Here is a 24,727-nt window from a genome sequence, read left to right as displayed (position 1 = left end):
AATCATGGCAGCGTCGGGCGTTTCGTGCCGCCCGGCGGCGGCTTCGGGCAGGCTGCGGCCAGTGTCCAGCGCAGGATTTCTCCTTCCTTGCCGCAGACGACGGCCGTGTCCGCGTCGCGCGCCGCTATGGCCTGAGGCAATGCATCCCTTTGAAATTTCTGCCACATCACAAAACGTCCGCGGATGAGATTGGCATCGGCGGGTCCATAGAGCTGTGAAAAATTCATCAGCACGGCGATCTCTATTGGCGAGGCGTTGCGAAGGGAGCGAACCATGGCGAGGCGCAACCAGACGTCGCCATTTGCGGGCAGGCAAAAGAGCGAATGGCGAATAAAGGTCTCGGCAAAATCGAGCCGCACCATATCGGAAGCGGATGCTGGATCGGCACCATTTGCATCGAGATCGGCGAGGACGAGCCGCAGCCCGGCCTTGACGATATCCGACCGGCAGATTTTTTCAGTGACGACGGGGCTGAGTTCAGGGACCGTTACGGCAAGAAGAGCCGGCGCCAGGCCATTATTGTCATCGGCGATCTTCGCCATTGCGACTATATCGGAGAAGCGCCGGCTTTGCGAAAATGCCTGAGCCGCGACGGACAGCACAAAAACGGATATGACGAGGACAGGCACGACCGCGAGGACGTTCCGCAGGCGCGTCACGCCGTCACGCCTAGTCATGGTAATATCGCGTGTAGCGCGAATGATAATATTCGCTGGAACCATAGGCACGATAGAGCTTCAGCTTTTCGGTATCCACCTTGTTGAGGATGACGCCGAGGCACTTCTTGCGGATGTGGACCTCGTTCTCCACCGTGTTGCGCACCGCCCTGCGTGCGGTTTTGCCCCATTCCGTGACGAAGATGAAACCGTCTATCCGCCCCGCCATCGCGCGGGCATCGACCACCGGCCCGAGCGGCGGAAGGTCGACGATGATGTAGTCGAAAGCGCCACTCGCCTCCGCCAGCAGCTTGTGCATCTGCGCCGAGGTCAGGAGTTCGGAGGAGTGGGGAACGCGCTGCTTGACCACCGTGGGCAGGAAAGCAAGGCGGGTCTTTTCGTCGCGAAGCAGCACATCCTGCAGGCTACGGCCTTCCAGCAGGACTTCGAGCAGCCCTTCGCCGGCGTGACGCGCCATGGCGCGTGTGGCGCCGGGATTGCGGATATCCGCATCCAGCAACAGGACGCGTGCGCCCTGCGCGGCCAGCAGCTGGGCGAGATTGATGGAGATCGTCGATTTTCCTTCGCTCGGCAAGGACGAAACAACGCCGACAATCCGCGCACCGCTCTTGGCGGGAATGCCGAGATCAATGGCCAGTCTGGTGCTGCGCAGCGTTTCGGCAAAGGAGGAGAGCGGATGATCGACCGCATATCGCGCGACAATGGTGGGACGCGTCAGGCCGGGATGGCCGTTTTCCTGTGCCTCTGTCGTCGGCTGGTTCGGGATGAGCGGGGTGTTGCCGAGGAACTCCAGCCCGAGGACATCGCGAACCTGATCGCCGGTGCGGAAAAACCGGTCACGGAATTCGCGGAAGATCGCGATGCCGCACCCGGCTGCCGCGCCCATGATCATGAACAGCACCAGAATCATCGGCTTGTTCGGTTTGCTCGGCACGTAGGGCGGCATCGCCTTTGAAATCACGCGCGCTTCCGTCACGGGGAAGGATTGCTGCTGCATCGCCTCCTGATAACGCTGCAGGAAGGTCTGATACATGTTCTTGTAGGTTTCGGCTTCGCGCTGCAATTCGCGCATCTGAACCTGTGTTTCGCTGGCGGAATTGCTGATATCGGTTGCTTTGGCGACGCTCTCGGCAAGCGATTTTTCCTTCGCCTCCGAAACCTCGAGATCGCTTTTGTAACTCTGCGCGATGCGGCTGATTTCCTGGAACATCAACCGCCGGTATTCCTGCATCTCATTGCGCAGACGCACGGCCTGAATATGGTTGCTGCCGAGGCGTCTGGTGATTTCCGCCTCGATTTTCGAGGATTCCAGGTATTTTTTGCGCAGGTCGTTTGCGACGGAACTGTCGAGAATATCGGTGACTACCCCGTCGACATCGTCGGTGGCGAGAATGTGCTCGATACGCTGCACCCGCGCCCGCGCCTTTGCCGTTTCCGACTGGGCCAGAATAAGGGCGCTATTGGATTCGGCCAGCTGCTGGTCTGACAGCAGGCCGTTATTACCGGTCGTGATCAGGTTATGTTCGGCCCGGAATTTCTGCACGGCAAGATCGGTATCGAGTGCACGCTGGCGCAATTCCGCAATACGGTCGGACAGCCAGTCGCTGGCCCGGCGCGTCGCTTCATATTTGGAATTCAGCTTATCCAGCAGATAGGCCGAGGCCACGGCATTGACGATCTGCGCGGCGAGAACCGGCGATGTCGAGTTGTAGGTAAGTTCCAGTGCGTAGGTGCGGCCGATGCGCTTGACGCTGAGGTCGTTGAGCAGGCGATCGGACAGGGACCGCTTCAGGGTTCCATCGTCGATAACAGCTTCTTTTTTCGTCGGCGAGAACCATTGCGAAACGTTGACGAGCGAGCGGATCGTGCCGAAAATCGAGCTCAGAAGCGATGCGCGTGTTGCCCTGAACTCCTGGTTTTCTGTGAGTTTGAGATTGTCGACAACGGCGAGCCCGATGGTTTCCGATTGCAAGACCTCGACCTGGCTGAGAATGGAGGCCTCGTCTTCCACAACGCCACCGATCGTCGAAAGCTGTTCGACAATCTGGCTGTTGTTGCGGTCGATCAACAGGGTGGCCGTGGCCGAATAGATCGGAACGGCCGTCGCGGCAAAGGCGAGGCCGATTGCCCCGGCCACCGCGATTGCGGCAAGCACGACGCGCCACTGCCGGCGGATAATCGCAAGCGCGGCGTCGATGTCGATAAACTCGGCCGTCAGTCCGCTTTTATCGTAATCGGACATTGTGAGGGGATCGTGCCTTTGCAACAACTGTCAGCCTCGCTCATTTCGGCGGGCGCAGGGCCCACCAAGTCACGGTTGCATCACAGAACGGGTGGCAGCCTTCCCACTTTGGAAAGGCGACCAAGCCAAACTCAAACGGGACTTGTGCTGACCGGCGTGGTGGTGTTGCCGATCGAGAAAAAGTTATTGATCGTCGTGAATGAGGATGTGCCGCCACCGCCGGTCGTTCCGCCAACGCTACCGCCGCCGCCTATGGGCGCGCTGCCACCACCCGTCTGGGCGGTGCCGTCGTCTGTACCCGCGGTTCCCGAACCGCCGATGCTGTTGGCGCTGGCCGGTGAGGAACCGGCGCCGCCGATCGGCGATGCCGCTGCAGGCGCTGCGGCCGCTGCCGCCGGGCCGGCGGCCGTTCCCTGGATATTCTCGCTAAAGGCAATCAGGAGATCGGAAGGCACGCCGGGGCCTTTTGTCTGCAGCTGGATGGCGGCGGCAAGGATCGTGTTGCCGTTGCGCATCGCGGTGGCATGCGCCAGCGCCAGGCCTTCGCCAACGACTTCGGAAAAGTCCTTGTTGCCGACCTTCTGGGCCAGTGCGACGATGGTGGGCAACTGGCCGGAATCGCTGAGGATCAGGGCAGACAGCTGTTCGGAAAACTGTGCCGCGCTGGTGGAAACGGCGATGATTGGAAAACCGCTCGTCACTTTTCCGGTGACGTCTGCCGTTGCCGCATCCGTGCTGGACGCGATGGTGACCAGATCCTTGACGATCGCCTGCGTCGGAAACTGCTTGAACAGTTCCGCAGCGGTGATGGAAACGCTGTCCGGATTGGTGGCGTTGACGCGGGCCAGAAATGCGGCGGTTGATTCATCGGCGGCCTTGACGGGTGCGCCTGTGGCGGCGTTCTCCACCGCGGCTGTCTGCTGCGGGGCGGCGGGCGGAAGGGTTTCCACGGTCTGTGCGTTGGCGACTGAGGAAAAAACACCAAGGCTGGCGACGAACATCGCACCAACGAGCATCGAGCCGTTATGAATGCGGGGCATCCAACTCTCCAAATCTTTAAAATACGACTTTAAATACATCCAATGCTGAATATGGTTATTCAACATCTAAAATTTCTTTTTAAATCGCACAGCCCAAGCAAAGGATCAAGCGCTAAAATAAGACCGTGCCGGAAACCCTCAGCTATTGTTAACGGCTCGCTCCGCGCCTGTCCTGCGTTCTTCAGGACACGGCGACTTTTCGTGGTGATGTTATCAGTCTGTCACGAAGCCAGAGATTGGCCGGTGTTTCTACGAAGACGTGGAATGCGTGGGCAATCGCGACGGTGCTGACGACGATGACGAGATAGACCAGGTTGCTCCATTCCGGCGGGAAGGTGACGCCGCCGAGCACGGTCTTGAAGCCCCGGAAAATAAACGGGTGCAGCAGATAAAGCGCGTAGGACGAATCGCCGAGCTTTGCCAGCGGCTGTGCGAAGCGGGGCAAAGATCTGTTCCGCGTCAGGGTCGCTGCCGCCATCAGCAGAATGGCGCCGCCGCCGAAGACCATAAGCCGCGAAAAAGAATAACATCCCGGATTGCACTGGAAGCCGATGCTGTTCAGATCCGTTAACATCCAGATCGCGAGGCCGCAAAGGGCCGTGGCAATGCCGAGCAGGGGCGGCAGGCGCACGCCCCGCAGGAAAAGCGTGGCGATCAGCATTCCCGCGACGAATTCGAGAATGATCGGCTGAAACCAGAAGCTGAAGGGCAGGGCGAGATCGACACTCGCGCCAATCAGCACGGCGACGAGCAGCACGCCGGCCGTCGTGAGGACGGCGCGCTCCAGCGGCAGGAATATGAACACGGCGAAAACGAGATAAAAAAACATCTCGTAATTCAGGGTCCAGCCCAGATCGATCAGCGGAAACGGATAGGCGTCGCCGTAACCCATGCTGTCATAAGGAATGAAAAGATAGGAGGTCACGATCGACTGCAGCGGCGGAAAGGCCTTCGCGCCGATAACCATCGCGGCGGTGGCCATGGCAAGCCGGACCGTCAGCACAAACCAGTAAAGCGGAACGATGCGAAGAAACCGGCGCAGCAGAAAGGCCGAGCGGCCGCCCGCAGTCGCAAAATAAGGCCGGGAGGCATAAACGATGACGAAGCCGGAAATGACGAAAAACAGATCGACGCCACCACCTAGTCTCAATATATGGAGTGGGAAAAGCGTAAATTTCCAGTTCACATCGGCGTGCAGCGCGACAATCATGACCGCCGCCACGGCGCGCATCACCTGAAGAATATCGAGACGTTGCGCCCCGGTTGCGGACGCTTTCGTGAAATTTTTCATCATCGTCAATCTATAAAAATAAAGATATATTTGGTAATATATTGCATCCACTTTCGCGGAACTGAAGTTCATTATTCAGTCAAGCTAACATGCAACAGGCCGAGGCGATACACACAATTTTGCAGTGCGGCATTTCCTCCGCCCCATTCAGAAAATTTCCAGAACCGTGAGCTGATCGCTGACCGAAAGCCGGTATTGTCCGCTTTCCGGTGCAATCGTCTGCTGGCTCACCGAACCGTCGTCACGGAAGCGGTGTGCGACGACGCGACTATGCTGGCCGGCCACCGAAAATGCCGCAACCCGTTCCGCAGGCGGGTTTTCGATCCGGGCGGGCCATTGCCAGCCTGAAAGGGCAAGCCAGACCGGCACGAGCAAAGCGCCATCCTGCCTTCTTAGAGGCATGGCCAACCTTTGGGCGTCGCTATCGAGGAAGGTGACCTCTCGTTCCACGGATGTGGTCTGGCGGCTTGCCTTGCAGAGCGAAAGAAGGCCACGAACGGCCTCATAAGCGGGTGTGCGGCTCAGATCATGACGCAGGAGGCCGAAGGAGGATTCCGGGTTCGTCGCATCGGCGGCGAAGCTTGAGACCAATTCATAAATATAAGACCGGCGGATGCCGCTGATGAAACTCCAGAGCAGCATGCGCGGCATGTACCGCGCCTTGATGCCTTCGGTGACGGGAAAATGGAAGGTCTTCGTCTGCAGCGAGGTGTGGTAGCCCATTTCCGTGGCAAGCACCGGCCTGCCGGCCGCTATATGCGCTGAAGCCGCGACGGATTTCGAGAGCGCACCCGGACCGGTGGTTTCGGGATGTTCCATCCCGGCATAGGGATGAATATTGCCATAGTCGCAGACATCCTTCAGGTTCAATGCCAGTGCCCTGTGCGTCAGGACATAGCTTGGCGCGGCGACGGGCACCGCGCTCAGTTGCGGATTCGAATGGACGGCGTTGTAAAGGGCCGCCTGATGCTCCGCCGAAATGCGCGGGGCATTTTGCGGATCCTTCGTCAGGTTCGGTTCATTGCTGCCTTCGAAAATATCGATCCCCCCGTCACACCACGCGTAAAAATCCGCGAGCCTGTCGAGCGGTGTGAAGACATAGGGGTTGAGATTGTCGTAACAGATGATGGTGAGGCGAATGTCCGATGCCACGATGCGGCGCAGCCTCTGGAAGACGGGGCTGTCGCGATTATCCTTCGGCGTAATGAGGCCGTCATCCCGCAGATGTTGCACGCCGAGTGCTTCGAACTCCGGCATGATCCGGTCGAATTGTTCCGTATAGATGCCGTTGGGGCGGGTGAAATGACCGCACACGCCAACGCTGTCCAGAAAGGCGTCTGTCGTGGCGGAGGCAACCGTCTGGGCCAGTGTGGAAACGGGCCGCAGACCCGAGGCGGCGACCAATGCAAGGGGGGCGGCTGAAAGCAGGTTGCGCCGCGTCAGGCTGCGGAGGTCGACCGGCTGTTTTCCGTTCATATGCGTCTCCCGGCTGGTGCGGAGAAAAATACGGGGCAGGCATCATCCGATCGACGTCGCCGCCTTAATGGCGATGACGTCGCTCAGCATGTCGATATCAGAATGTGTTTGATGTTTGTGGCATCTGCAGACGCTCCAAAATCCATGTCTTTGAAATGAAATAAATATTATCGATCGGAATAGCATTATTGGCGATAATGAAGCCTATTGCTTCCGTTCGCCGTCATTCAAAACTGTTTAAAACGGTAACACGGGAGAGGTTCTTTTCGCAACACCGCATGACTTTTACCGCGCCGCGAAAAAAATCACTTGAAATGCCGCCGATTCCCGTGCTTTTTGAAAAGTAGATTTTGGTAATTCATATTTTCAAACATTAGATCCGCTCCGGCTCCTGTATTTTTTACAGATATATCACTGGTCTCCAGCATTACGGGGAGACAAACGAGCCGGGATGGACGCCATACATTTTCGATGAAGGAAAATAGAGCGTATCCGCATGAGAATTCTCCATCTTAGCAGCCTTTATCCGCCGCATATCGTTGGTGGATGCGAACGCTCGGTCGAACATCTCGCCGAGGAACTCGTTTCCATGGGCCACACGGTCGGCGCCGCCTGTATCGAGCGGCAGGCCGAGCCTAAAACGGTGCGCAACGGCGTCACCGTTTACCGCATGTTCCATAACAATGATTTCTGGCTTGAGGACTGGCCGCAATATTCGCCGCAGCAGCGGCGCATGCAGAAGCTCAAGCAGCAGTGGAATTTCGACGTCGAAAAGCAGTTCGAGGCCGTTCTTGATGATTTCAAGCCTGACGTTCTCAATACCCATTCGCTGCTGGATGTGACGACGCTGGTGTGGCGGGCGGCACAAAAGCGTGGCATTCCGATCGTTCATACAATCTGCGAATATGATCTTCTCTGCGGCAATGCCGCCATGTTCAAGGGCGACAAACCCTGCGAGCATATCCATCTCGGCTGTCAGGTGGTGAATTTCACCAAAAAATTCACGCAGCGTTACATCAGCGCGGTGGCAAGTGTCGGCACCGAAATCCTCAAGACGCATGTCAATCACGGGCTTTTCCATCACATTCCGGAAAGCCTGCGCCGCGTCATCTTTTATTCCTGCACGGTGCCGGGGGGCGACCCTGTCGCACGCCGGCAGATCGACCGGACGGACCGGCCGCTGACCTTCGGTTACATCGGCCGCATCAATACCGAAAAGGGCGTCGGCAACATGGTCGATGCCTTCAAGGAAATCGGCGATGGCAACTGGCGCTGTCTGGTCGCCGGCCATGCCATGGATGATTCCATCGAGCGTTTCACGGCTCAGGCCGGCGATCTGCCGATCGAATTCGTCGGCTGGGCAAAGCCGAAGGAGTTTTTCGAGGAGATTGATGTGCTCATCGTCCCCTCCTTCTGGGCCGAGCCTTCGCCGCGCACCATCTACGAGGCCTATGCCATGGGCGTGCCGGTCATCGGCGCGGCCTCGGGCGGTATTCCGGAACTGATCGGCGAGACGAACCATGACTGGCTGTTCGAACCGGGCAACGTCTCTGAGCTTGCGGACCGCATCCGCCGGGTTTTGACGCTGTCGCGGGAAGAGCTGCCGACGGAGGCCGATTTCGGAAACATCGTCGAGGAATCCACCTCGCGCCGCGTCGGCGAAAATTACGTAAAACTTTATGAGGACGTGCTGGCGAAAAGCAGGGAAGGCCGAACCTTACGCGCATCCTAGACCGGCAACGGACCCGGTCCGTTGCAAGCGTTTCTTCCAAGGAGAAAGCACATGGTAGAAGGCAATATCGGCGCAGTCCGTTTTCCCATGCCGGACTTCGGTCGTTTTTCTGCCGCTGAAGTCGTCGCCCTGCCGCGACCGGCCTTTCAGGCGGTGGGTTGATGGCGGAGCAACATTCCATAGGCAGCGCTGCCATTACCGGAGTCTTCTGGTCCATCGTCCAGAACTGGGGCGGCAAGCTTTTCACCTCCATCCTCTTCATCGTCCTGGCCCGTTTCCTCAGCCCCACCGATTACGGCATGGTCGCGACCGCCGGGCTGGTGCTGATGCTGATCCAGATGGTGTCTGAATTCGGCTTCGGCGATGCGATCGTGCAGAAGCGCGATCTGGAGCCCAGTGACGTCAACCTGCCATTTTACGCCTCGGTTGCGGTTGCGACGCTGCTGGCCGTAACCGTCTGCGTATTTTCGTCGGAACTGGAACGCTGGTTCGAGGTCGAGGGGCTGGCGCCGATCATCGTGGCGATCTGCATATTGCTGCCGCTGAACACAGCTTCGCTGTTTCAGGAGGTGAATTATCGCCGCGCGCTCGCCTTCAAGCCGCTGGCGATCAGAACCTTCATTTCGAATATCGTCGGTGGCGGCGTGGCGATTGCTTTCGCAATCATGGGCCTTGGCGTCTGGAGCCTGGTGGTCCAGACCTATGTCGCAACCATCGTCACGCTGATCTGGCTCTGGCGAAAACCGCACTGGCTGCCGGGCACAACGCTCAATCCCCGCAGCTTTGTCGAACTGCTTCGCTTCGGCACGTCTGCCCTTGGCCTTCGTATCGTGGATTTCGTCGCCACCCGGCTGATCGATTTCATGATCCTCGGGCGCTACGGGGTCGCGCTTTTTGGTCTCTACACCGTCGGCAGCAGGCTCTACCAGCTTCTCATGCAATTGCTCCAGGCGGCGCTTTACGATGTTTCGCTGACCGTGCTTTCGCGCATCTCGCATGAGCGGGAGCGGATGGCGGCGCTCTACAAACAATCCATCACCATGTCGGCGATCTTCTCAACACCGATCTTCGTGCTCTCCGCAGCCCTTTCGCCGGAAATATGCAACGTGCTGTTCGGTGCAAGGTGGCAGGGTGCCGACGGGGTGGCGCAACCGCTGCTGCTGCTTGGCGCGTTGCAATGCGTCCAGTTTCAGAATGCACCGTTTCTCTCCGCGCGCGGCAAGCCTGACAAGGTGCTGATCGCCGGAAGCGTGAAGGCGATTTGCACGATCCTGCTGATCCTGCTGGTGCCGACAGACAGCATCCGGCAGATCGTCATCGTTTATGCCTTCGGACAGCTGACCTCGACACCCTTCACATTCTTCTTCGTTGCGCGCGAACTGGGCATCTCGCTGTGGAGAATATTCCTGCTGCTTTTGCCGAGCTTTGCCTCCAGCGGCTTCTGCTTCCTGCTCGTTCAGTGGATGCGCCCGGAGATCAAACTGCTCGGTGCCGGCGATTTCATATCCGGCATCCTGCTCGGGTCTATTTTCGGCGTGGCATATCTCCTTCTTCTGGCCCTGACTGCAAGGAGCGAGGCCCGGTCCGCCATCGCGCTCATCACGGGCAAAATCATGTCCCGAAAGGAAAGCAAATGCGCAAGCTGATCAAAAAAATGCTGCCGGCACCGCTGCGCCAGAGAGTGGTGAGCTATATCGAGCGGCGCAACCGGGATATCGCGTTCCGGCAACTCTTTGACGATCTGCAGACATTGAAGGCCGGCATGCAGCCCATCGCTGTCGGCGGCCCACTGCGCCGGCTTTTGATCGTGGCTGGTGATCCCATCACTCTCTTCGGTTCGCTGGGCGACGATGCGATGATCACCGCGACGCTGCAACATGCCCGGACCAGCAATCCCGATGTCGAGATCGATATCCTTGTCGATGGCATGGCTTATGCCGATGCCGCCTATCAAAGGGGCTTCGCCCCCGTCGATATCTTCAGCAAACCCGATTTCATAAAGGCCCTAGCCCAGCAGTTCCAGACCCGGCAATATGATTGCGTGGTCGTCGTCGGTGCGGATGTCATGGATGGATATTACCACCCGCTGGTCAGCGCAAAACTTCTCGCAAGTGCGGATCTGGCCGCGGCTGCCGGCATCAAGAACGTCATCCTCGGCTTCAGTTTCAATGAAACGCCGCATCCTGATCTGGCCATGTTCTATCGGTCGCTTCACCCGGAATGCTTGCTGAAGGTGCGCGACGTTATCTCGCTCGAACGCCTGCAATCTTTCGCAAAGACCAATGCGGCGCTTGTTGCCGATTCCGCCTTCAGCCTTGTGCCATCCGAGCCCGATGAGGACACGCGGTCCTGGATCGCGCGAAAGAAGGCCGAGGGATACAGGGTCATGGGTTTCAACCTGCATCCCATGCTGTTTAAGAATGCGGATCGTGCGCAGACGGAGGCGATCATCCGACATGCGGCGGAAGCATTGCAATATGCCGCCGATGCGCGGCCGGTGTGCTGGCTGCTCATCCCGCATGACTACCGCGACAATGTCGGCGATCAGGCCTATCTGAAAGCCATCACCGAACTGGTGCCGGGATCGCGGGCCGACAGGGTTCTATATCTTGATGGAAAATGGTCGGCGCCTGTTTTGAAGGGGATCGCCGGCCAGCTTGATGGCCTCGTCAGCGGGCGCATGCACCTTGCCATTGCTGCGCTCGGCAAGGGCGTTCCTGCCATATGCATCGCCTATCAGGGCAAGTTCGAAGGGCTGTATCGGCATTTTGGCCTGTCAGCAGCCAATCTGCTTTCGCCTGCCGCGTTCCTTACCCAGGACGGGATAAAGAAGGCGCTGGTGGAGTTTATCGACCAATCCGATGAGATTCGCGAGCGTGTGGGGAAAAAGCTGCCGGATATTCTTGCGATGTCCAAGAGCAATTTTCAGGTGTTCGAGACTTTCCGGGCACGGGCCTGAGTTCGGCCATGAAGGTCGCTTTCGTCTCGGCATTTCCGGTCGTTCCCGCCAATGAGGGTGCGCGGAGCAGGATTCTCCAGTTGACGCGTGCCGTGCGCAGCTTCGGTCACGAGGTGCATTTTGTCCATGTCGATGGCACGATCGCCGCCGATTTCGATCGGGCGGGGCATGAGGCGGAATTCGGGCCGGGTCATTTGCACCTCGTTTCCCGGCAGGCAGGTGGCTTCAGGAACAGGCTTGCCGGTGATGTTGGCTTCGACGTTGGCTTGGCGGCGTTTCGGGCCGTCCGAAAGGTTCACCGGCTGCTCGGCCGCGATAGTGGTTTTTATAACCACCTCGATGAGTTCTATTACCCGGAAATCGGCCGACAGGTTCGGGATATTCAGCGCCGGCTTGGCATCGATGCCGTCATTGTCGAATATGCCTTTCATTCGCGGGCCTTTCTGGGTTTGCCGGATGATGTGCTGCGTATTCTCGACACCCATGATTCCTTCGCCGACCGACATAAGGCCTTCATCAACACCGCGAACAAATATGGATACTGGTTCTCGGTGCCGCCGGCGGTGGAGCGCAGGGCTCTTCGCCGTGCGGACGTGGTTGTCGCCATCCAGGAAGAAGAGGAACAGGCGTTTCGGCAGCGGCTGGGGGTAGAGCCGCCGGTTGTCGCGACGGTCAGCCATATTCTCGATCTTGGCGGAAGGGTGGAGGATTTCACCCCGAGCGACTTTCTGTTTCTGGGCTCCGGAAATGACGCCAATATCATTTCCCTGAAGGGGTTTCTCAAAAACATCATGCCGTTGGTGAGAGCGGCCCGGCCGGATATCAGCTTGGTTCTTGCGGGCGGCATATGCGGCAAGATCGAGGACGGGAAGGGCATTCTCAAGCTCGGTCGTTTCGATAATCTGAAGGACGCCTTCACCCGTGCGCCGCTCTCGATCAATCCCATCACGCTTGGAACGGGCATCAACATAAAATTGCTCGATGCTCTGGCCGCAGGTGTTCCGACGATCAGCACCCGGACAGGCGCGAGGGGACTTTCGGACCGATACCAGCGCGGTGTGGTCATTGTCGGCGATGACAACCATCAGGCTTTCGCCGACGCAATCCTGCAGCTGGCCGCGAGCCGGGATCAGCGACAGGAACTGGGAAACAAAGCCTTCGAGGACGCCATAGAATGGAATCGCCAGCAGATGATGGTGCTGGACAATATTCTGAACGGCAGGAAGCCCGGATAATGGATGAGTTCCCCCGTTGGATGTCGTCCAAACATTGCGCCGGGCCGGCGGAACGCTCGTCTCCGAATCGGACCCGGACATGCCGCAGACTGACCGCCGAGGGGACTGACAATCGGTGACGCCATTGCGCGCGCCGAGGGTTGTTCTCGGTGGGTGGATCGATGTATTCAGGGGCCGGATCGTCAGTTGAACCCGCTGGTACATGGAAACGTCGCTTTATCTGCCCGTCAAAGGCTTTCTTGAAAAGGCCGGTTACACCGTCAAGGGTGAAGTTGGTGGTTGTGACCTCGTTGGCCTCAGCGATGACGACCCGGCTGTGGTCGTCATCTGCGAGCTGAAACTGAGCTTTAATCTCGAACTTATCCTGCAGGCCGTCGATCGCGCGGCGATCGCAGACGAGGTCTGGATCGCGGCGCGGGTTTCGGCCAGAGGCAGGGGCCGTGAGGCCGACAAACGCTACCGGGATCTCTGCCGCAGGCTCGGGATCGGCATGCTCGGAATTTCCGATACCGGCGATGTCAGCATTCTCGTCGGCTCCGTGACGCCAATGCCGCGCACCAATCCGAAACGGCGCTCGCGGCTCATGCGTGAACACCAGAGGCGGCGCGGCGATCCGGCGGTGGGTGGCAGCACACGCGCACCGATCATGACCGCCTACCGCCAGCAGGCACTCGGCTGCGCGGTGGCGCTGGCGTCTGGCCCCATGCGCGTGCGCCAGATCAGGTCCAGCGTACCGGATGCCGGCAAAATTCTGCTTGCGAATGTCTATGGCTGGTTCGAACGGCTCGATCGCGGTGTCTATGGCCTGACCGAGGCGGGGCAGGAAGCCCTGCAGAGATGGCCGCAACCGGCAATCTGACGCGAAAGCGTGCGTTCCATAAACCGGAAGGCCATCTGGGCCTTCCGGGTCTTGTCGAACGGTGGCGGCTTATTCAGCGGTTGCCTGAATGTCGACCTTGTCGAGCAGAAGCATCGGATTGTCGGAGGCGGCGACGAGATCCAGAAGGCCGAGGCCATTCGCACCTGTCGACTTAACCGTGACCGTCAGCGTTCCCGGGGTGCTGATGAAGCGGCCGAGCGCCTCCACCGCATTTTGCAGCTTCGGCTGTTCAGCCGCCACCTGCTGCAGCAGGGCACTTGCCACCAATGTCAGGGTGGCGCGAACTTCTTCCTCGGTCATGTCGTTCTGCAGGGCATAGAGCTTGATCGCCTTGGCCATCAAACCTTCGTCCTTGATCGTGAGTTTCACTTCGCGACCGGCCAGCCCGAAGAGCGCGGCCTGGGCCCGACCGATGTCAAAGGAGAAGAACTCTTCCGTAAATCCGCTGGCCAGACCGGAGAAATTGACGCTGCCAATATCCTTGCCGCTGAAGAAGATTTCCCGGATCAGCAGGTTTTTGTTGGGTTCGTCCCAGCCTGCGGAGAGGCCATAAGACAGGGCGAGCGACTCGATACCCAGCTTGCGCGCCTCAACGAAAACCTCCTCCGACGAATCTGCCGGGATGGGGAGGGAAAGATCGTCCTGCCGGATTTTAATATCCGTCGGGATGCCATTGAAGGGCTTCGTCAGCCCCATCTCGAAGTTCTTGAGCGTGAACTTGATGCGCTCCGGCGTGCCTTTCGTTTCCTCGTCCGTCTCTTCGTCCGACTTTTCAGGTGCGGCCACATCGACATTGATGCCGCCGACGCGGAACGTGCCCAACTCCGGTATCAGACGGTTGAACGGGAAGGTTTCGATTTCCGTATCATCGAGCCCGGCGAGCTCAGAAATTGCCTCGATCGTCGAACTCCAGTTAAAACCCTTGAGGCTTGCCTCATCGAATTTGATCGTGTCGTCGCCATTTCCGACCGACATGCCATTCAGACCGAAATCGAGCTTGCGGCCATCCATCTGCATGTCGATACGATCGATGGTGGCCTTGACCCTCTTGCCGGCCGCTGCCTCGCTTTCGTCAGGCGCATCCATCTTGAACCCGAGCAGCTGCATGTTGCTCTTGCCGACGATATCGAGAACAGAGAGAATCTTCTTGAAATAAGCCTGCCGTTCCTCCGGAGACAGCTCTTCAGGCTTCTTGTCTGCCGCAAGGGCTTTCATGGTTTCCAGAAGCGGTTCGGCCGGCATGCGGGCGGTAAAGCCGTCGCTGCGGATTTCATCGTAGCTGAAACGGCCATCACCTTCCGAGAACGAAATCGCGCTGACGGACAGCGGACCGTAGACAGGTTTCGCATCCTTGTCTTCCGGACCGGCTTTTTCCGTATAGAGCCGGGCGAGATAAGCGACGTCGATATCCTGACCGGCAATGGCGCCCGTCGACACGACCATATGCTTCTTTTCCATCGCGCCGCTATTGTCCGGCAGATCCATCTGGATGTCGAAATTGGCATTGTCGATGGAGTAACGGGCGATCCGGCCGCCGGCGATATCAGAGAAAGCCACGTTCTTGTAAACGGTCTTCTGCTCGCTGGTCGTGATGGACTGTGTAAGGGTCAGCTCCGGCGTGGAGATGCGCGACGCCGCGAAGCGCTCGATGCGCTTTACGAGAGAATTGGCATTGCCATCGGTTGCTGCCGCGGCCTTTTCAAAGGCGGCATTTTCGACGCGCGCATGCGCCATCGAGACTTTCCCGGCGGGCATGTCGATGGCGATGTCGCTCATGTCCAGCGCGCCGTCCAGGAATGGCAATTTCGGACGCCCGTCGATGGCCGCAATCTTGATATTCTTGCCGTCTTCAAGCGGCAACGTCAGATCGCGAACATGGATTTTTCCGAGAAAATCGACTTCCACGGAGCCGGCCGTGGCACCGCTGCGGGCAACGAGTTCGTTGACCTTGGCCTGGTAGAAGCTTTTGCCTCCCACGACACCTGCTGCTGCAACAGCAATGATTGCAACCGCCGCCCATAGAGCCTTGCGCCGGCCCTTGCCGGTCTGAGTAGTTGTCTGTTCCACGAATTCGTCCTCTGTGACGCCAAATGAGACTGTGCGCCTTTTAAGCACGCAAAAGTTGCTTCGCAAGCCGCTGTTAAGGGAAAACCAGCGCGTATTTCGCGTAAATCCCAACCGACCGTCGCGTCCGAGGAGACAGACCCAAATAATCAAGAATTATTTTTTGCAGTAGGCAACTGAGGGGGCGTGAGGCCGTTTTCTCTGCGTTGTCCAACTCAAGAGGCCCCTCCCCATGAAAAAGCTGATCATTGCAGGCGCTGCGATATTTCTCGCAGCGGGAACCGCCTTTGCCCAACAGCCGCCACCACCGCCCGGTCCTGCGGATGGAGTGGCCCGGCCCGATGCTCCGCCTCCTCCGCCGCCGCCCCACCCCGGCCCGAGGGATACCGGTCCGGGTGAGGACGGACCACGCGGCCATATGCCGCCTCCGCCGCCGTCGAAAGGCGCGCATTTCCGGCTTGAGCAGGGCGACATCAAGATCGATGTCAAATGTGCCGACGACGAGCCGATGAAGGCGTGCTCGGACATCCTCATGCAGCTTATCGACAAGATCAACGAGTAATCCGATAGGAAACCCGAAGCGGCGCAATGGCGCCGCTTCACGTCACTCTCAAGAAGTGCTCATGCGCGTGTCAGAGAAGCAATGTTGCAAGCGACGCCAGCAGGGCCGGGGTCATGACAACGACGCCCAGTTTGAGAAAGTCCAGCGCGCTCACATGCAGGCCTTCACGGCGGAGCGCGGAAAGCCACAGGATGGTTGCAAGCGACCCCGTTACCGACAGGTTCGGCCCCAGGTCGACGCCGATCAGCACGGCGGCGGTGACATTGTCAGGCACCTGTGCAGCCTGAACGGCGCTTGCGGCGAAGAGACCAGCCGGCAGGTTGTTGACGAGGTTGGAGAAAAGGGCGACGGCCACGCCGCCAATCCCGATGGCCTGTGCCTCAGAATGCAGGCTCAGCGCCTTCAACTGCTCGGCGACGACGGCGGTGATGCCGGTATGGCTGACGGCTTCGACGATGACGAACAGGCCGGCCACGAGCGGCAGCACGCCCCAGCTCACATCCTTGATGATCTCCACCGGGTTCTGCCGCACGATGGCAAGAACGAGCACCGTGGTGATCACGCCGGCGAGGAACGTCGGAAGGCCGAGATCCATGTGGAATGCAGAGGCTGACAGCAGCACGGCAGCGGTCGCCAGCAGGCCGACACCCGCCAGTTTCGCGGGTAGGCTGAGGGTCGGGCGTTCCACCCGGTCCGCGACAGTGTCTTCGGCGAGCACTCGCCGCTGCGACCAGTAAAGCGCGATAAAGGTGACAAGGATTGCCGCAATCGACGGAAGCAGGAAGGTGTCCAGCCAGCGGGACAGCGGCGGCATCTCGCCGCCGGCGAAAATGACGAGGTTGGCGGGGTTGGAGATCGGCAGCACGAAACTCGCCGCATTGGCAATGAAGGCGCAGATATAAAGGTAAGGAAGAGGATCCTTGACCCTGGCAGCGCGGCAGGCCGCATAAACGGCAGGCGTCAGGACGACGGCGGTTGCGTCGTTGGAGAGAAGCGCGGTCACGATGACGCCGATCAGGTAGATCAGCACGAAAAGGCGCCGCGATGACCCTCTGGCATAAGAGATCGCAACGGCGGCAACCCAGTCAAACAGGCCTTCGCGCCGCGCAAGCTCGGAGAGCAGCATCATGCCGGTCAGGAACAGGTAGACGTCGAGACCCTTGATCACCCCCGACCAGACTTCCGCAGGGCTTAAAATGCCCAGCGCGAGGATCAGCAGCGCTCCGGCGACGGCCCATACGGCCTCGGGCCACCGAAAAGGCCTGATAACGACCCCTGCCGCAGTCGCGACCGCAATGGCCGACGTATAATACGCAGCGCTCATGTGTTTCCTTGATGCTGGTTGTTGAGGTTGATCAGATGGCGGGTTGCGTCTTGTTACTTCACTATTGTCTTCGCGACGGGGCGGCCTGCCGAGAAGAAGAGAGATCACCGGCGTCCTATACAATGTTGGAAGCGGGCTGACCAGAAGTGTGCTGACAATTACACAGCCGAGGGGCTGGTACTGTTCCGCGCTCGAAGCTTCCGCGTGCATGTCCGGCGGTTGCAATCGGGGGGGAGATCGTGCTTGTTCCCTGTTCAAGCGGCATCTGCGCGTCTCCAGCGCGAGCAAATGCCAATACCGCCCGCTATCTGACGCACTGCATTGAGGAGTAAGGCATGAAGAAGCTCATCAACGATCCATCAACCGTTGTCCGGGACATGCTGGAGGGTGTCGTGGCGCTCAGCCCGCAAACCATTCTGCTTCAGGATGAGAATGTGGTCATAAGGTCCGGCCTGCCTGAGACGGAAAAGCGCAAGGTGGCGGTGCTCTCGGGTGGAGGCAGCGGACACGAGCCGGCCCACGCCGGTTATGTCGGCGCGGGCATGCTGACGGTTGCAGTGGCGGGCGATGTCTTCACTTCGCCGAGCACCGATGCGGTTCTTGCCGGCATAAGGGCCGCGGCCGGCCCTGCCGGTGCGCTCGTCATCGTCAAGAACTATACGGGCGACCGGCTGAATTTCGGCTTGGCGGCGGAGCTGGCGAGAGCCGAAGGAATCCCTGTCGAGATCGTTGTCGTCGCCGACGACGTTGCCTTGAAGGATACGGTTCCCGCCGATCGCCGCCGCGGGATTGCGGGAACGGTGCTCGTGCACAAGCTCGCCGGGGCCGCAGCGGAAAAGGGGCTTCCTCTCCATGAGGTCGCCCGCATCGCCCGGGACGCTGCCGCCAAGCTATCTTCCATGGGTGTCTCGCTGGGCTCCTGCACGCTGCCGGCCGTGGGCAAGCCGGGCTTCGTGCTGGGTGAGGCAGAAATCGAAGTCGGGCTCGGCATCCACGGTGAACAGGGCGTGCAGCGGATGCCCATCGCCTCGGCTGACGCGCTCGTGAAGCTGGTGATCGAAACGATCGAAGCCGATGGCAAGCTCACCGGCGGAGATCGCGTCGCACTGCTGGTCAACGGCCTGGGGGCAACGCCGCCGATGGAACTCGCCATCGTCGCACGGTCGGCGGTCGCGCGGCTGGAGGCGAAAGGCATCGTCGTGGAGCGAGCCTGGGCCGGCACTTTCCTTTCAGCCCTCGATATGCCGGGGTTTTCCTTATCGGTCCTGCAGGTTGACGACGCAGCGCTCGGCCTCATCGATGCGCCAACCGATGCCGGCGCATGGCCCAGCGGCGGTGCGGTGAACCGCAAGCGGGTTCTGCCCTCCGCAAACGCCGAAAAGACCGTGATTGCGACAAACAAGAGGACGGCGGCCGGCGATCGGCTGCAGTCTCTAGCAGAACGGGCTGCGAGAGCCCTGATAACAGCAGAGCCCAGGCTGACGCAGCTCGATAGCGTCGCGGGTGACGGTGACCTCGGCGCCAGCATGGTGCGTGGCGGTGAGGCAATTCTTGCGTTGCCGAAAGAGAGCTTCGGCGACGTCTCCGATGGATTGATGGCGATGGCGAATGCGATGCGCAAGGCAATCGGCGGAAGCTCGGGCCCCTTCTATGCGACAGGTCTCATGCGCGCTTCGCGCCAACTGGCAGGGATTGATGAGCCAACAGCCCAACAGATGGCGGAAGCATTCGCGGCGGCTGTTGCCGCGATCTCGGAACTGGGTGGGGCGAAGCCGGGCGATCGCACGATGATCGATGCGCTTCATCCGGCAGTGGAAACCTTCACGAATAAGCTCGCGACAGGCGCTTTGGCGAAAGAAGCCTGGCAATCCGCTGTTGCGGCGGGCTTGGCGGGCGCAGAGGCGACAGCCTCGATGAAGCCGCGGCTCGGGCGCGCGAGTTACCTCGGTGAGCGGGCTGTCGGCCATCCCGATGGGGGCGCGGTCGCCGTCGGCATCTGGCTCGAAGCTATCGAGGGTGTGGACTAATAAAAATCTGACCGAGGCTCAGCCGATCAGATGCAGGCCCGCATCCGAGAGCCTGAGAACGGTGAGCCTGCCCGTGGTAAAGGCGCCGGTGTCGATGCCGATGCGCTGCGGGCCGGTCTCCGGTCGCTCAACCGGCGTGTGCCCGTGGACAACGAGGAGGTCCAGTCCTGCTCCTTGTGAAAGGAAGGGTTCACGGATCCACAGCATGTCCTCATCGGTTTGCGCATCCAGCGGCAATCCCGGTCTCAAGCCGGCATGCACGAAGATATAGGAGCCAATCCGGGCATAGACGGGCAGGCTGGATAAAAGCTGGCGATGGGCCTGCGGGATCGCGCCGAGCAGGGCATCCCTGAATGGCTGCAGCCTGAGACGGCCCTTGTGCATGAAATAGTCGATATCGACACCATAGGACAGAAGCGTCTGGCGGCCGCCAAAGTCCAGCCAGTGCATGTTTCCCTGCGGATTTTCGAGAAATTCATGGAAGAGCTGCTCATGGTTGCCGCAAAGCGCGATACGGCGAAGCGGCGCGGGCGGCGCTTGCAGTAGATGTTCGAGAACGCCGCGGGAATCGCGCCCGCGATCGACATAGTCGCCAAGCAGGACGACCAGCGCGGGGGAGGGATCGGGTCCCAGATCGGCGAGGATTTTCCGCTCCGCCTGCAAAAGCAGATCGAGGCTGCCGTGCACGTCGCCAATGGCGTAAATGGGGAAGGTGGCCGGCTTGTCGCCAAGGTCTATTCTGCGCCGCCTCCGGTCTTCGCGGGGGGCTGGTTGCTTACGACCGCGAATCCAGTTGAATACCTTGGGCATAGCTGCCGATACTGTCTCTCCCGCACAAGGTCAAGGGCGTTGGAAACGGCCAACGCATCATGCGCCGAAGCTATGTCGGAACCTTCTCGAACGAAGCACACGAGATGGGTTCGGCGGCCTAGAGTTTCAGCCAGACGCGCGGGTTCTCATGCGACTGGATCTTGATCCATTTCAGATCGACCGCTTTCCACGGTTTGACGACATTGGTGCGGTTATCCAGAACCAGATCGCCCTGGCTGGTGCTGACGACCAGGACGGCATGGCCGATACCATCGGTCGTGCGCGCCGTTGCGATGCGCAACGCGCCCGAGGGCCAGCCGGCGCGCAGGAGGCGCTGCCGCTTAGTCACCGCGAAATCATCGCAGTCGCCGCTTGCCGGGTTCAGCTTCCAGTCGTCTTCGCCGTCCTGCTCGCTGGCGTAAATGATCGATGTGTTGATCTCGGCATTGACGCGCTGGAGTTCCATGCGCTTCTGTTTTGTCAGTTCCACCATGTCGCCATCGCCGATCCGGACACACTGGTCGGCGGCGCTGTCGCAGAATTTCGCAAAGGCAATGGGCGCGATGGTCGGGCGGCTTGTCGGCATGAACTGGCCTGGGCGAGCGGCACCCGGCTTCTGGGCGAGGCCAAGCGGTGCGGCCGATACCGTTGTCGCAATGCTTGCCGCCACGCTGGCAGCGACGGCAAAAATATTTGCCAGACGGATTTTTTTCTTCGCCATGTCCTTGCCTCTGCACAATTGTCTTCTCTTGTGCCTGGCACCATAGCGGCCCATTCTTGCAGGCCGTTTAAGTGGATGGATTGCATTTTAACGAAATACGACTTTCTCAACGGCGGGCTGAAAATAACGGGAAAGAAGGGGCCTGCGCTCACTTGCAGCGCGTTCTGCCCTCGCTGTCGATGACACAGGTCTGTTGCGGAACGGCCCGCCTGAGTTCGCGCCGTGTCGCGTTTGAGGCGCCGCCCGCCGGCGGCCGGTCGTAATTTCGCTCAACCTCGAAATTGCGCCCGCCGACTGTTCCCTGTGCGCCACCGCGCCCATCCGGCGTCACTTCGAAATTCTGGTATTGCTGGGCATGGGCGCCCGCCGCCAGGCCGATCGTGACGGAGAGAGCCGCCGCCGTCAGGCTGGCCCGCAATATCGCTGCTTGCCGCATGCGCAACATCATGAGCGTTTCCTCCAGCGAAGGAGTGATGGACGCCGCCGCCGCCGCACATTTGCCACGGCAGGCGCGCATTGGTTTTTCGTTGAAGGTCATCATACCACCGATATTGCGTCCGCCGTAAGAACGATTTGTGGCTGGCCGAATCGCCTTCCTGCCGCACCGGCCCAAGTTGCCACATGGCGATGGCATCGCCCGGTCTTCAGGAATGCGAAAACGGCCTTTCCGGGGCTTAAAAATTAAGCTCTTTGCCGCTGCATTTATAGGCTTCACAATCCTGTAACAACGGACCTAATATACAAGTGCAGATGCCGAATCGCTCAGGAGAAGCCCTTGACGATTGCAGTTTCACCACAGGCCCTGCCGGCGCTCGTTCTGAACGCAGACTACAGGCCACTGAGTTATTACCCCTTGTCGTTATGGTCCTGGCAGGACGCGATCAAGGCCGTCTTTCTAGACCGTGTGAACATCATTGCAGAATATGATCACGCGGTGTCCTCCCCCAGCTTTTCCATGCGGCTGCCGAGTGTCGTCAGCCTCAAGACCTATGTGCAGCCCACCCGCAACCCCGCCTTCACACGCTTCAACGTTTTCCTTCGGGACAAGTTCGAATGCCAGTATTGCGGCACGCGGGACGAATTGACCTTCGACCACGTCATTCCCCGCGCGCACGGCGGTGAAACGACGTGGCACAATGTCGTGGCGGCGTGCTCTCCCTGCAACCTTAGAAAAGGCAGTAAGCTTCCCAAGCAGGCGGGCATGTTCCCGTCGCAGAAGCCCTTCCAGCCCACGGTTCAGGATTTGCACAATAACGGACGGTTGTTCCCGCCCAACTATCTGCACGAAAGCTGGATGGACTATCTTTACTGGGATACCGAACTGCAGCCCTGATGCTTCAGGACTGCAACGCGGTTATCCGCTTACCGGCTTTTACGGCTCGCGCCAAAAAAGGCGACTGCCGCAAGTGCAACGCTTGCGATGACGTTCCAGCCTGCAAAGGAAAGGCCAAGCACTCGCAATGCGGCGTCGTTGCAGGAGGGTGCCTTGATGGCGTTCAGATTGCCCAGGAGGTCGCCGGCATTGGTGGTGATGGAGGGAGCCCCGGTGGCGCAGGTGATCGGGCCTGCCCAGAAACCCCATTCCACGCCGGCATGATAGACGCCAAGCCCGGCGCCGATCAGCATCGCCACGCCGATCAGGGCGAGAAGCAGCCGTGTGATATGGGTCGGCAGTTTGAAGACGCTGGTCGCAATGGCCAATATGCCCAGCGGAATGGCGTAATAATAGGGATCGCGCTGCAACAGGCAGAGCGCGCAGGGCGTATAACCGCCAATATGCTGGAAACCGAGGGCGGAGCCGACGGTGAAGATCATTCCCGCCGTGACGCCGAGAGCGGCGAGCGTGCGGCTGTTGTCGGCGGTGGTCGCATTGGCCATGTTGTTTTCCTCAAACTTCGCGAAGAAGCAGATATCCCGGACGGGCTTTCAAAAAGGCGGGGCGTGATGGCGAAATTAAGTCGCCGGTTTCCACGGTGTAACGGGATTCGTCTAATCCAGTCCGCTGCATCTGGCAAATGAAAGCCCGGCAATGTTGGCGGGATGTGCAAGCAAAGTTTCGTGAGTGCGCCGACGGCAAAACGGCATTCCAGGCCAGACACGCCTTTACGCACCGTAGTGTAGGCGGAAGCTTGGAGCGGCGAGACCTATACCTGATGGAGGCGGGCCTCACTCTCTTCAGGGTGATGGATGAGAGCCATGATGTCGTGGCTCATATCGGCATAGACGCCATTGTTTTCCACGATGCCCTTTACCCTGTAGCGGTCCATCACGACGATGCGATCGGCGAGTGCCACCATTTCGGGCATGTCGCTGGTAATGACGAGAATGGCGGTGCCGCTGTCTGCCAACTCGCGCAGCAGGTCATGCAGATAGGCCTTGGTCTTGATGTCGATGCCGACGGAGGGTTCGTCGACGATCAGCAGTTTGACATCGGCGGCGAGCCATTTGGCGACGCTGATTTTCTGCTGGTTGCCACCAGATAGATTGCCAACGGTCTGGCTCAGGCTCGGCGTCTTCACCTCCAGCTTTTTCAGGAAAGGCGTTACCGCCGCACGGATGCGCCCATCCGAAAGCACGCCGAAGGTATTCGAGAGCTTGCGCCAGATGGGAACGCCCGCATTGGCGAGAACGGAGTGCTGGAGAATGAGGCCATCGCCCTTGCGGTCTTCGCTGACATAACCGACGCCATATTCGTGGATGGCTTCGGCAACGGAGCGGATGCGGGCGGGCCGGCCGGCAATACGCACGTCGCCGGCCGTGACTGCGAATTTACCCATGATCGATTTTGCAAGTTCCGTGCGCCCCGCGCCGACCAGCCCGTAAAGGCCGACGATCTCGCCCTTGCGCACGGACAGGCTGACATCGCGATGACCGATCGCGGTCGATACGTCCTCAAGTTCCAGCACCATCGGATTGTGCTCGACCGCACGTTTGCGCCAACCGCCGCCGCCTTCGGCGCGTCCGATCATCAGGCGCACGAGATCCTGCCGGCCAAGTCCCTCCATAGAGCGGCTTTCGCAGGCGTTTTCCCCGTCCCGCAGAACCGTCACCCGGTCGCAGATATCAAGAACTTCCTCCAGCTTGTGGCTGACGAAGACGAGGCTTGCGCCGTCATCGCGCAGGCGGCGCAGAATGCGGAAGAGGTTGTCCGTTTCGCTCGGCGTCAGCGATGTCGTCGGTTCATCGAGCAGAAGGACACGGCTTTGCAGGGAAAGCGCCTTGGCGATTTCCACAAGCTGCATCTGCGCAACGGAAAGCTCCGATACCGGCGTTGCCGGATTGATTTCCAGATTGAGCGCCTCAAGCCAGCGGCGCGCATCGCGGTTCAGCGCAGCGTAGTCGATGGGTTTGAGGTAATGCGCCCCGAGCTTTTCCATGTGGATATTCTCGGCAATGGAGAAGCGCGGGATGAGGTTGCGTTCCTGGTGCACGACACCGATGCCGCGCGCAATTGCCTCGCGTGGATTGCCGAAGCGCACTTCCTGCCCATCAACAAGGAGCTGGCCGCTGCTTTGATGATGGACACCCGTGATGACCTTGATCAGGGTCGATTTACCCGCGCCATTTTCACCGAGCAGGGCGTGGATCGAGCCGGGTTGCAGCGAGAGATTGACGCCCTTGAGGGCTCTGACGCCGGGAAAGACTTTTTCGACGTTTCGCGCCTGAAAAACGGGTTGCGTGTCCATG

20 protein-coding genes are annotated in these 24,727 nt (G+C 59.6%); 8 read left to right on the top strand and 12 right to left on the bottom strand.

What is annotated here, in order from left to right; genetic code table 11:
• Positions 1–2 precede the first annotated feature (2 nt).
• The 5 genes from CFBP5499_RS18450 to CFBP5499_RS18430 form a co-directional block, all read right to left on the bottom strand.
• Positions 3–677 (bottom strand): hypothetical protein, encoded by a 675-nt coding sequence (locus CFBP5499_RS18450; protein WP_080829478.1) that lies wholly within the window; start codon positions 675–677, stop codon positions 3–5.
• Positions 670–2,919 (bottom strand): polysaccharide biosynthesis tyrosine autokinase, encoded by a 2,250-nt coding sequence (locus CFBP5499_RS18445; protein WP_080829480.1) that lies wholly within the window; start codon positions 2,917–2,919, stop codon positions 670–672. The genes CFBP5499_RS18450 and CFBP5499_RS18445 overlap by 8 nt, the downstream gene beginning before the upstream one ends.
• A gap of 131 nt (positions 2,920–3,050) precedes the next feature.
• Positions 3,051–3,959, bottom strand: a complete 909-nt coding sequence (locus tag CFBP5499_RS18440; RefSeq protein WP_080829481.1) for a hypothetical protein — start codon at positions 3,957–3,959, stop codon at positions 3,051–3,053.
• Between the two features lie 181 nt (positions 3,960–4,140).
• Complete coding sequence (locus tag CFBP5499_RS18435) at positions 4,141–5,253, bottom strand: acyltransferase family protein (RefSeq protein ID WP_080830205.1); 1,113 nt, start codon at positions 5,251–5,253, stop codon at positions 4,141–4,143.
• Between the two features lie 144 nt (positions 5,254–5,397).
• Positions 5,398–6,726: a hypothetical protein gene (locus tag CFBP5499_RS18430; protein WP_080829483.1), complete on the bottom strand. Its 1,329-nt coding sequence runs from the start codon at positions 6,724–6,726 to the stop codon at positions 5,398–5,400.
• Positions 6,727–7,222: 496 nt separating this feature from the next.
• Here CFBP5499_RS18430 and CFBP5499_RS18425 point away from each other — a divergent pair, with 496 nt between their 5' ends.
• The 5 genes from CFBP5499_RS18425 to CFBP5499_RS18405 all read left to right on the top strand — a co-directional run bounded on the left by CFBP5499_RS18425 (position 7,223) and on the right by CFBP5499_RS18405 (position 13,511).
• On the top strand, positions 7,223–8,458 hold the full coding sequence (locus CFBP5499_RS18425) for a glycosyltransferase family 4 protein (RefSeq protein WP_080829485.1): 1,236 nt from the start codon (positions 7,223–7,225) through the stop codon (positions 8,456–8,458).
• A 161-nt stretch (positions 8,459–8,619) separates the two neighbouring features.
• Positions 8,620–10,104 carry a lipopolysaccharide biosynthesis protein gene (locus CFBP5499_RS18420; RefSeq protein ID WP_080829487.1) on the top strand — a complete coding sequence of 495 codons (1,485 nt, stop codon included), beginning with the start codon at positions 8,620–8,622 and terminating at the stop codon, positions 10,102–10,104.
• Positions 10,092–11,417, top strand: a complete 1,326-nt coding sequence (locus CFBP5499_RS18415; protein ID WP_080829489.1) for a polysaccharide pyruvyl transferase family protein — start codon at positions 10,092–10,094, stop codon at positions 11,415–11,417. The genes CFBP5499_RS18420 and CFBP5499_RS18415 overlap by 13 nt, the downstream gene beginning before the upstream one ends.
• Positions 11,418–11,425: 8 nt before the next feature.
• A complete protein-coding gene (locus CFBP5499_RS18410; RefSeq protein WP_080829490.1) occupies positions 11,426–12,652 on the top strand; it encodes a glycosyltransferase family 4 protein in 1,227 nt (408 codons plus the stop codon).
• Between the two features lie 202 nt (positions 12,653–12,854).
• Entirely contained in the window at positions 12,855–13,511 is a 657-nt protein-coding gene (locus CFBP5499_RS18405; RefSeq protein ID WP_080829492.1) for a DUF2161 domain-containing phosphodiesterase, read from the top strand.
• Between the two features lie 69 nt (positions 13,512–13,580).
• Here the strand turns inward: CFBP5499_RS18405 and CFBP5499_RS18400 are convergent, their stop codons facing one another.
• Positions 13,581–15,599 carry a hypothetical protein gene (locus CFBP5499_RS18400; RefSeq protein WP_080830206.1) on the bottom strand — a complete coding sequence of 673 codons (2,019 nt, stop codon included), beginning with the start codon at positions 15,597–15,599 and terminating at the stop codon, positions 13,581–13,583.
• A 229-nt stretch (positions 15,600–15,828) separates the two neighbouring features.
• Here CFBP5499_RS18400 and CFBP5499_RS18395 point away from each other — a divergent pair, with 229 nt between their 5' ends.
• A complete protein-coding gene (locus CFBP5499_RS18395; RefSeq protein WP_080829494.1) occupies positions 15,829–16,158 on the top strand; it encodes a hypothetical protein in 330 nt (109 codons plus the stop codon).
• A gap of 70 nt (positions 16,159–16,228) precedes the next feature.
• On the opposite strand, the gene CFBP5499_RS18390 is transcribed toward CFBP5499_RS18395, so the two are convergent.
• On the bottom strand, positions 16,229–17,482 hold the full coding sequence (locus CFBP5499_RS18390; RefSeq protein WP_080829496.1) for an arsenic transporter: 1,254 nt from the start codon (positions 17,480–17,482) through the stop codon (positions 16,229–16,231).
• Positions 17,483–17,817: 335 nt separating this feature from the next.
• On the opposite strand from CFBP5499_RS18390, the gene CFBP5499_RS18385 reads away from it, so the two are divergent.
• Positions 17,818–19,509: a dihydroxyacetone kinase family protein gene (locus tag CFBP5499_RS18385; RefSeq protein WP_080829498.1), complete on the top strand. Its 1,692-nt coding sequence runs from the start codon at positions 17,818–17,820 to the stop codon at positions 19,507–19,509.
• An 18-nt stretch (positions 19,510–19,527) separates the two neighbouring features.
• Here the strand turns inward: CFBP5499_RS18385 and CFBP5499_RS18380 are convergent, their stop codons facing one another.
• The 3 genes from CFBP5499_RS18380 to CFBP5499_RS30085 all read right to left on the bottom strand — a co-directional run bounded on the left by CFBP5499_RS18380 (position 19,528) and on the right by CFBP5499_RS30085 (position 21,578).
• The gene (locus tag CFBP5499_RS18380) at positions 19,528–20,319 is read right to left on the bottom strand and encodes a metallophosphoesterase family protein (protein WP_080829500.1); all 792 of its coding nucleotides are present in this window, start codon (positions 20,317–20,319) and stop codon (positions 19,528–19,530) included.
• Positions 20,320–20,437: 118 nt separating this feature from the next.
• On the bottom strand, positions 20,438–21,040 hold the full coding sequence (locus CFBP5499_RS18375) for a transglutaminase-like cysteine peptidase (RefSeq protein WP_080829504.1): 603 nt from the start codon (positions 21,038–21,040) through the stop codon (positions 20,438–20,440).
• Between the two features lie 148 nt (positions 21,041–21,188).
• Positions 21,189–21,578, bottom strand: coding sequence for a hypothetical protein (locus tag CFBP5499_RS30085; RefSeq protein WP_233284212.1), 390 nt, complete (start codon positions 21,576–21,578; stop codon positions 21,189–21,191).
• Positions 21,579–21,815: 237 nt separating this feature from the next.
• Here CFBP5499_RS30085 and CFBP5499_RS18365 point away from each other — a divergent pair, with 237 nt between their 5' ends.
• A complete protein-coding gene (locus tag CFBP5499_RS18365; protein WP_080829506.1) occupies positions 21,816–22,373 on the top strand; it encodes an HNH endonuclease in 558 nt (185 codons plus the stop codon).
• Between the two features lie 29 nt (positions 22,374–22,402).
• On the opposite strand, the gene CFBP5499_RS18360 is transcribed toward CFBP5499_RS18365, so the two are convergent.
• Together CFBP5499_RS18360 and CFBP5499_RS18355 are read right to left on the bottom strand one after the other, a co-directional pair.
• Positions 22,403–22,918: a disulfide bond formation protein B gene (locus CFBP5499_RS18360; RefSeq protein ID WP_080829507.1), complete on the bottom strand. Its 516-nt coding sequence runs from the start codon at positions 22,916–22,918 to the stop codon at positions 22,403–22,405.
• A gap of 266 nt (positions 22,919–23,184) precedes the next feature.
• On the bottom strand, positions 23,185–24,726 hold the full coding sequence (locus CFBP5499_RS18355; protein WP_080829508.1) for a sugar ABC transporter ATP-binding protein: 1,542 nt from the start codon (positions 24,724–24,726) through the stop codon (positions 23,185–23,187).
• Position 24,727 lies beyond the last annotated feature (1 nt).

Source organism: Agrobacterium tumefaciens, from assembly GCF_005221325.1.
GTDB lineage: Bacteria > Pseudomonadota > Alphaproteobacteria > Rhizobiales > Rhizobiaceae > Agrobacterium.
Note: the sequence above shows the minus strand (reverse complement) of the source record. Positions and strands in the feature narration are given on the sequence as shown.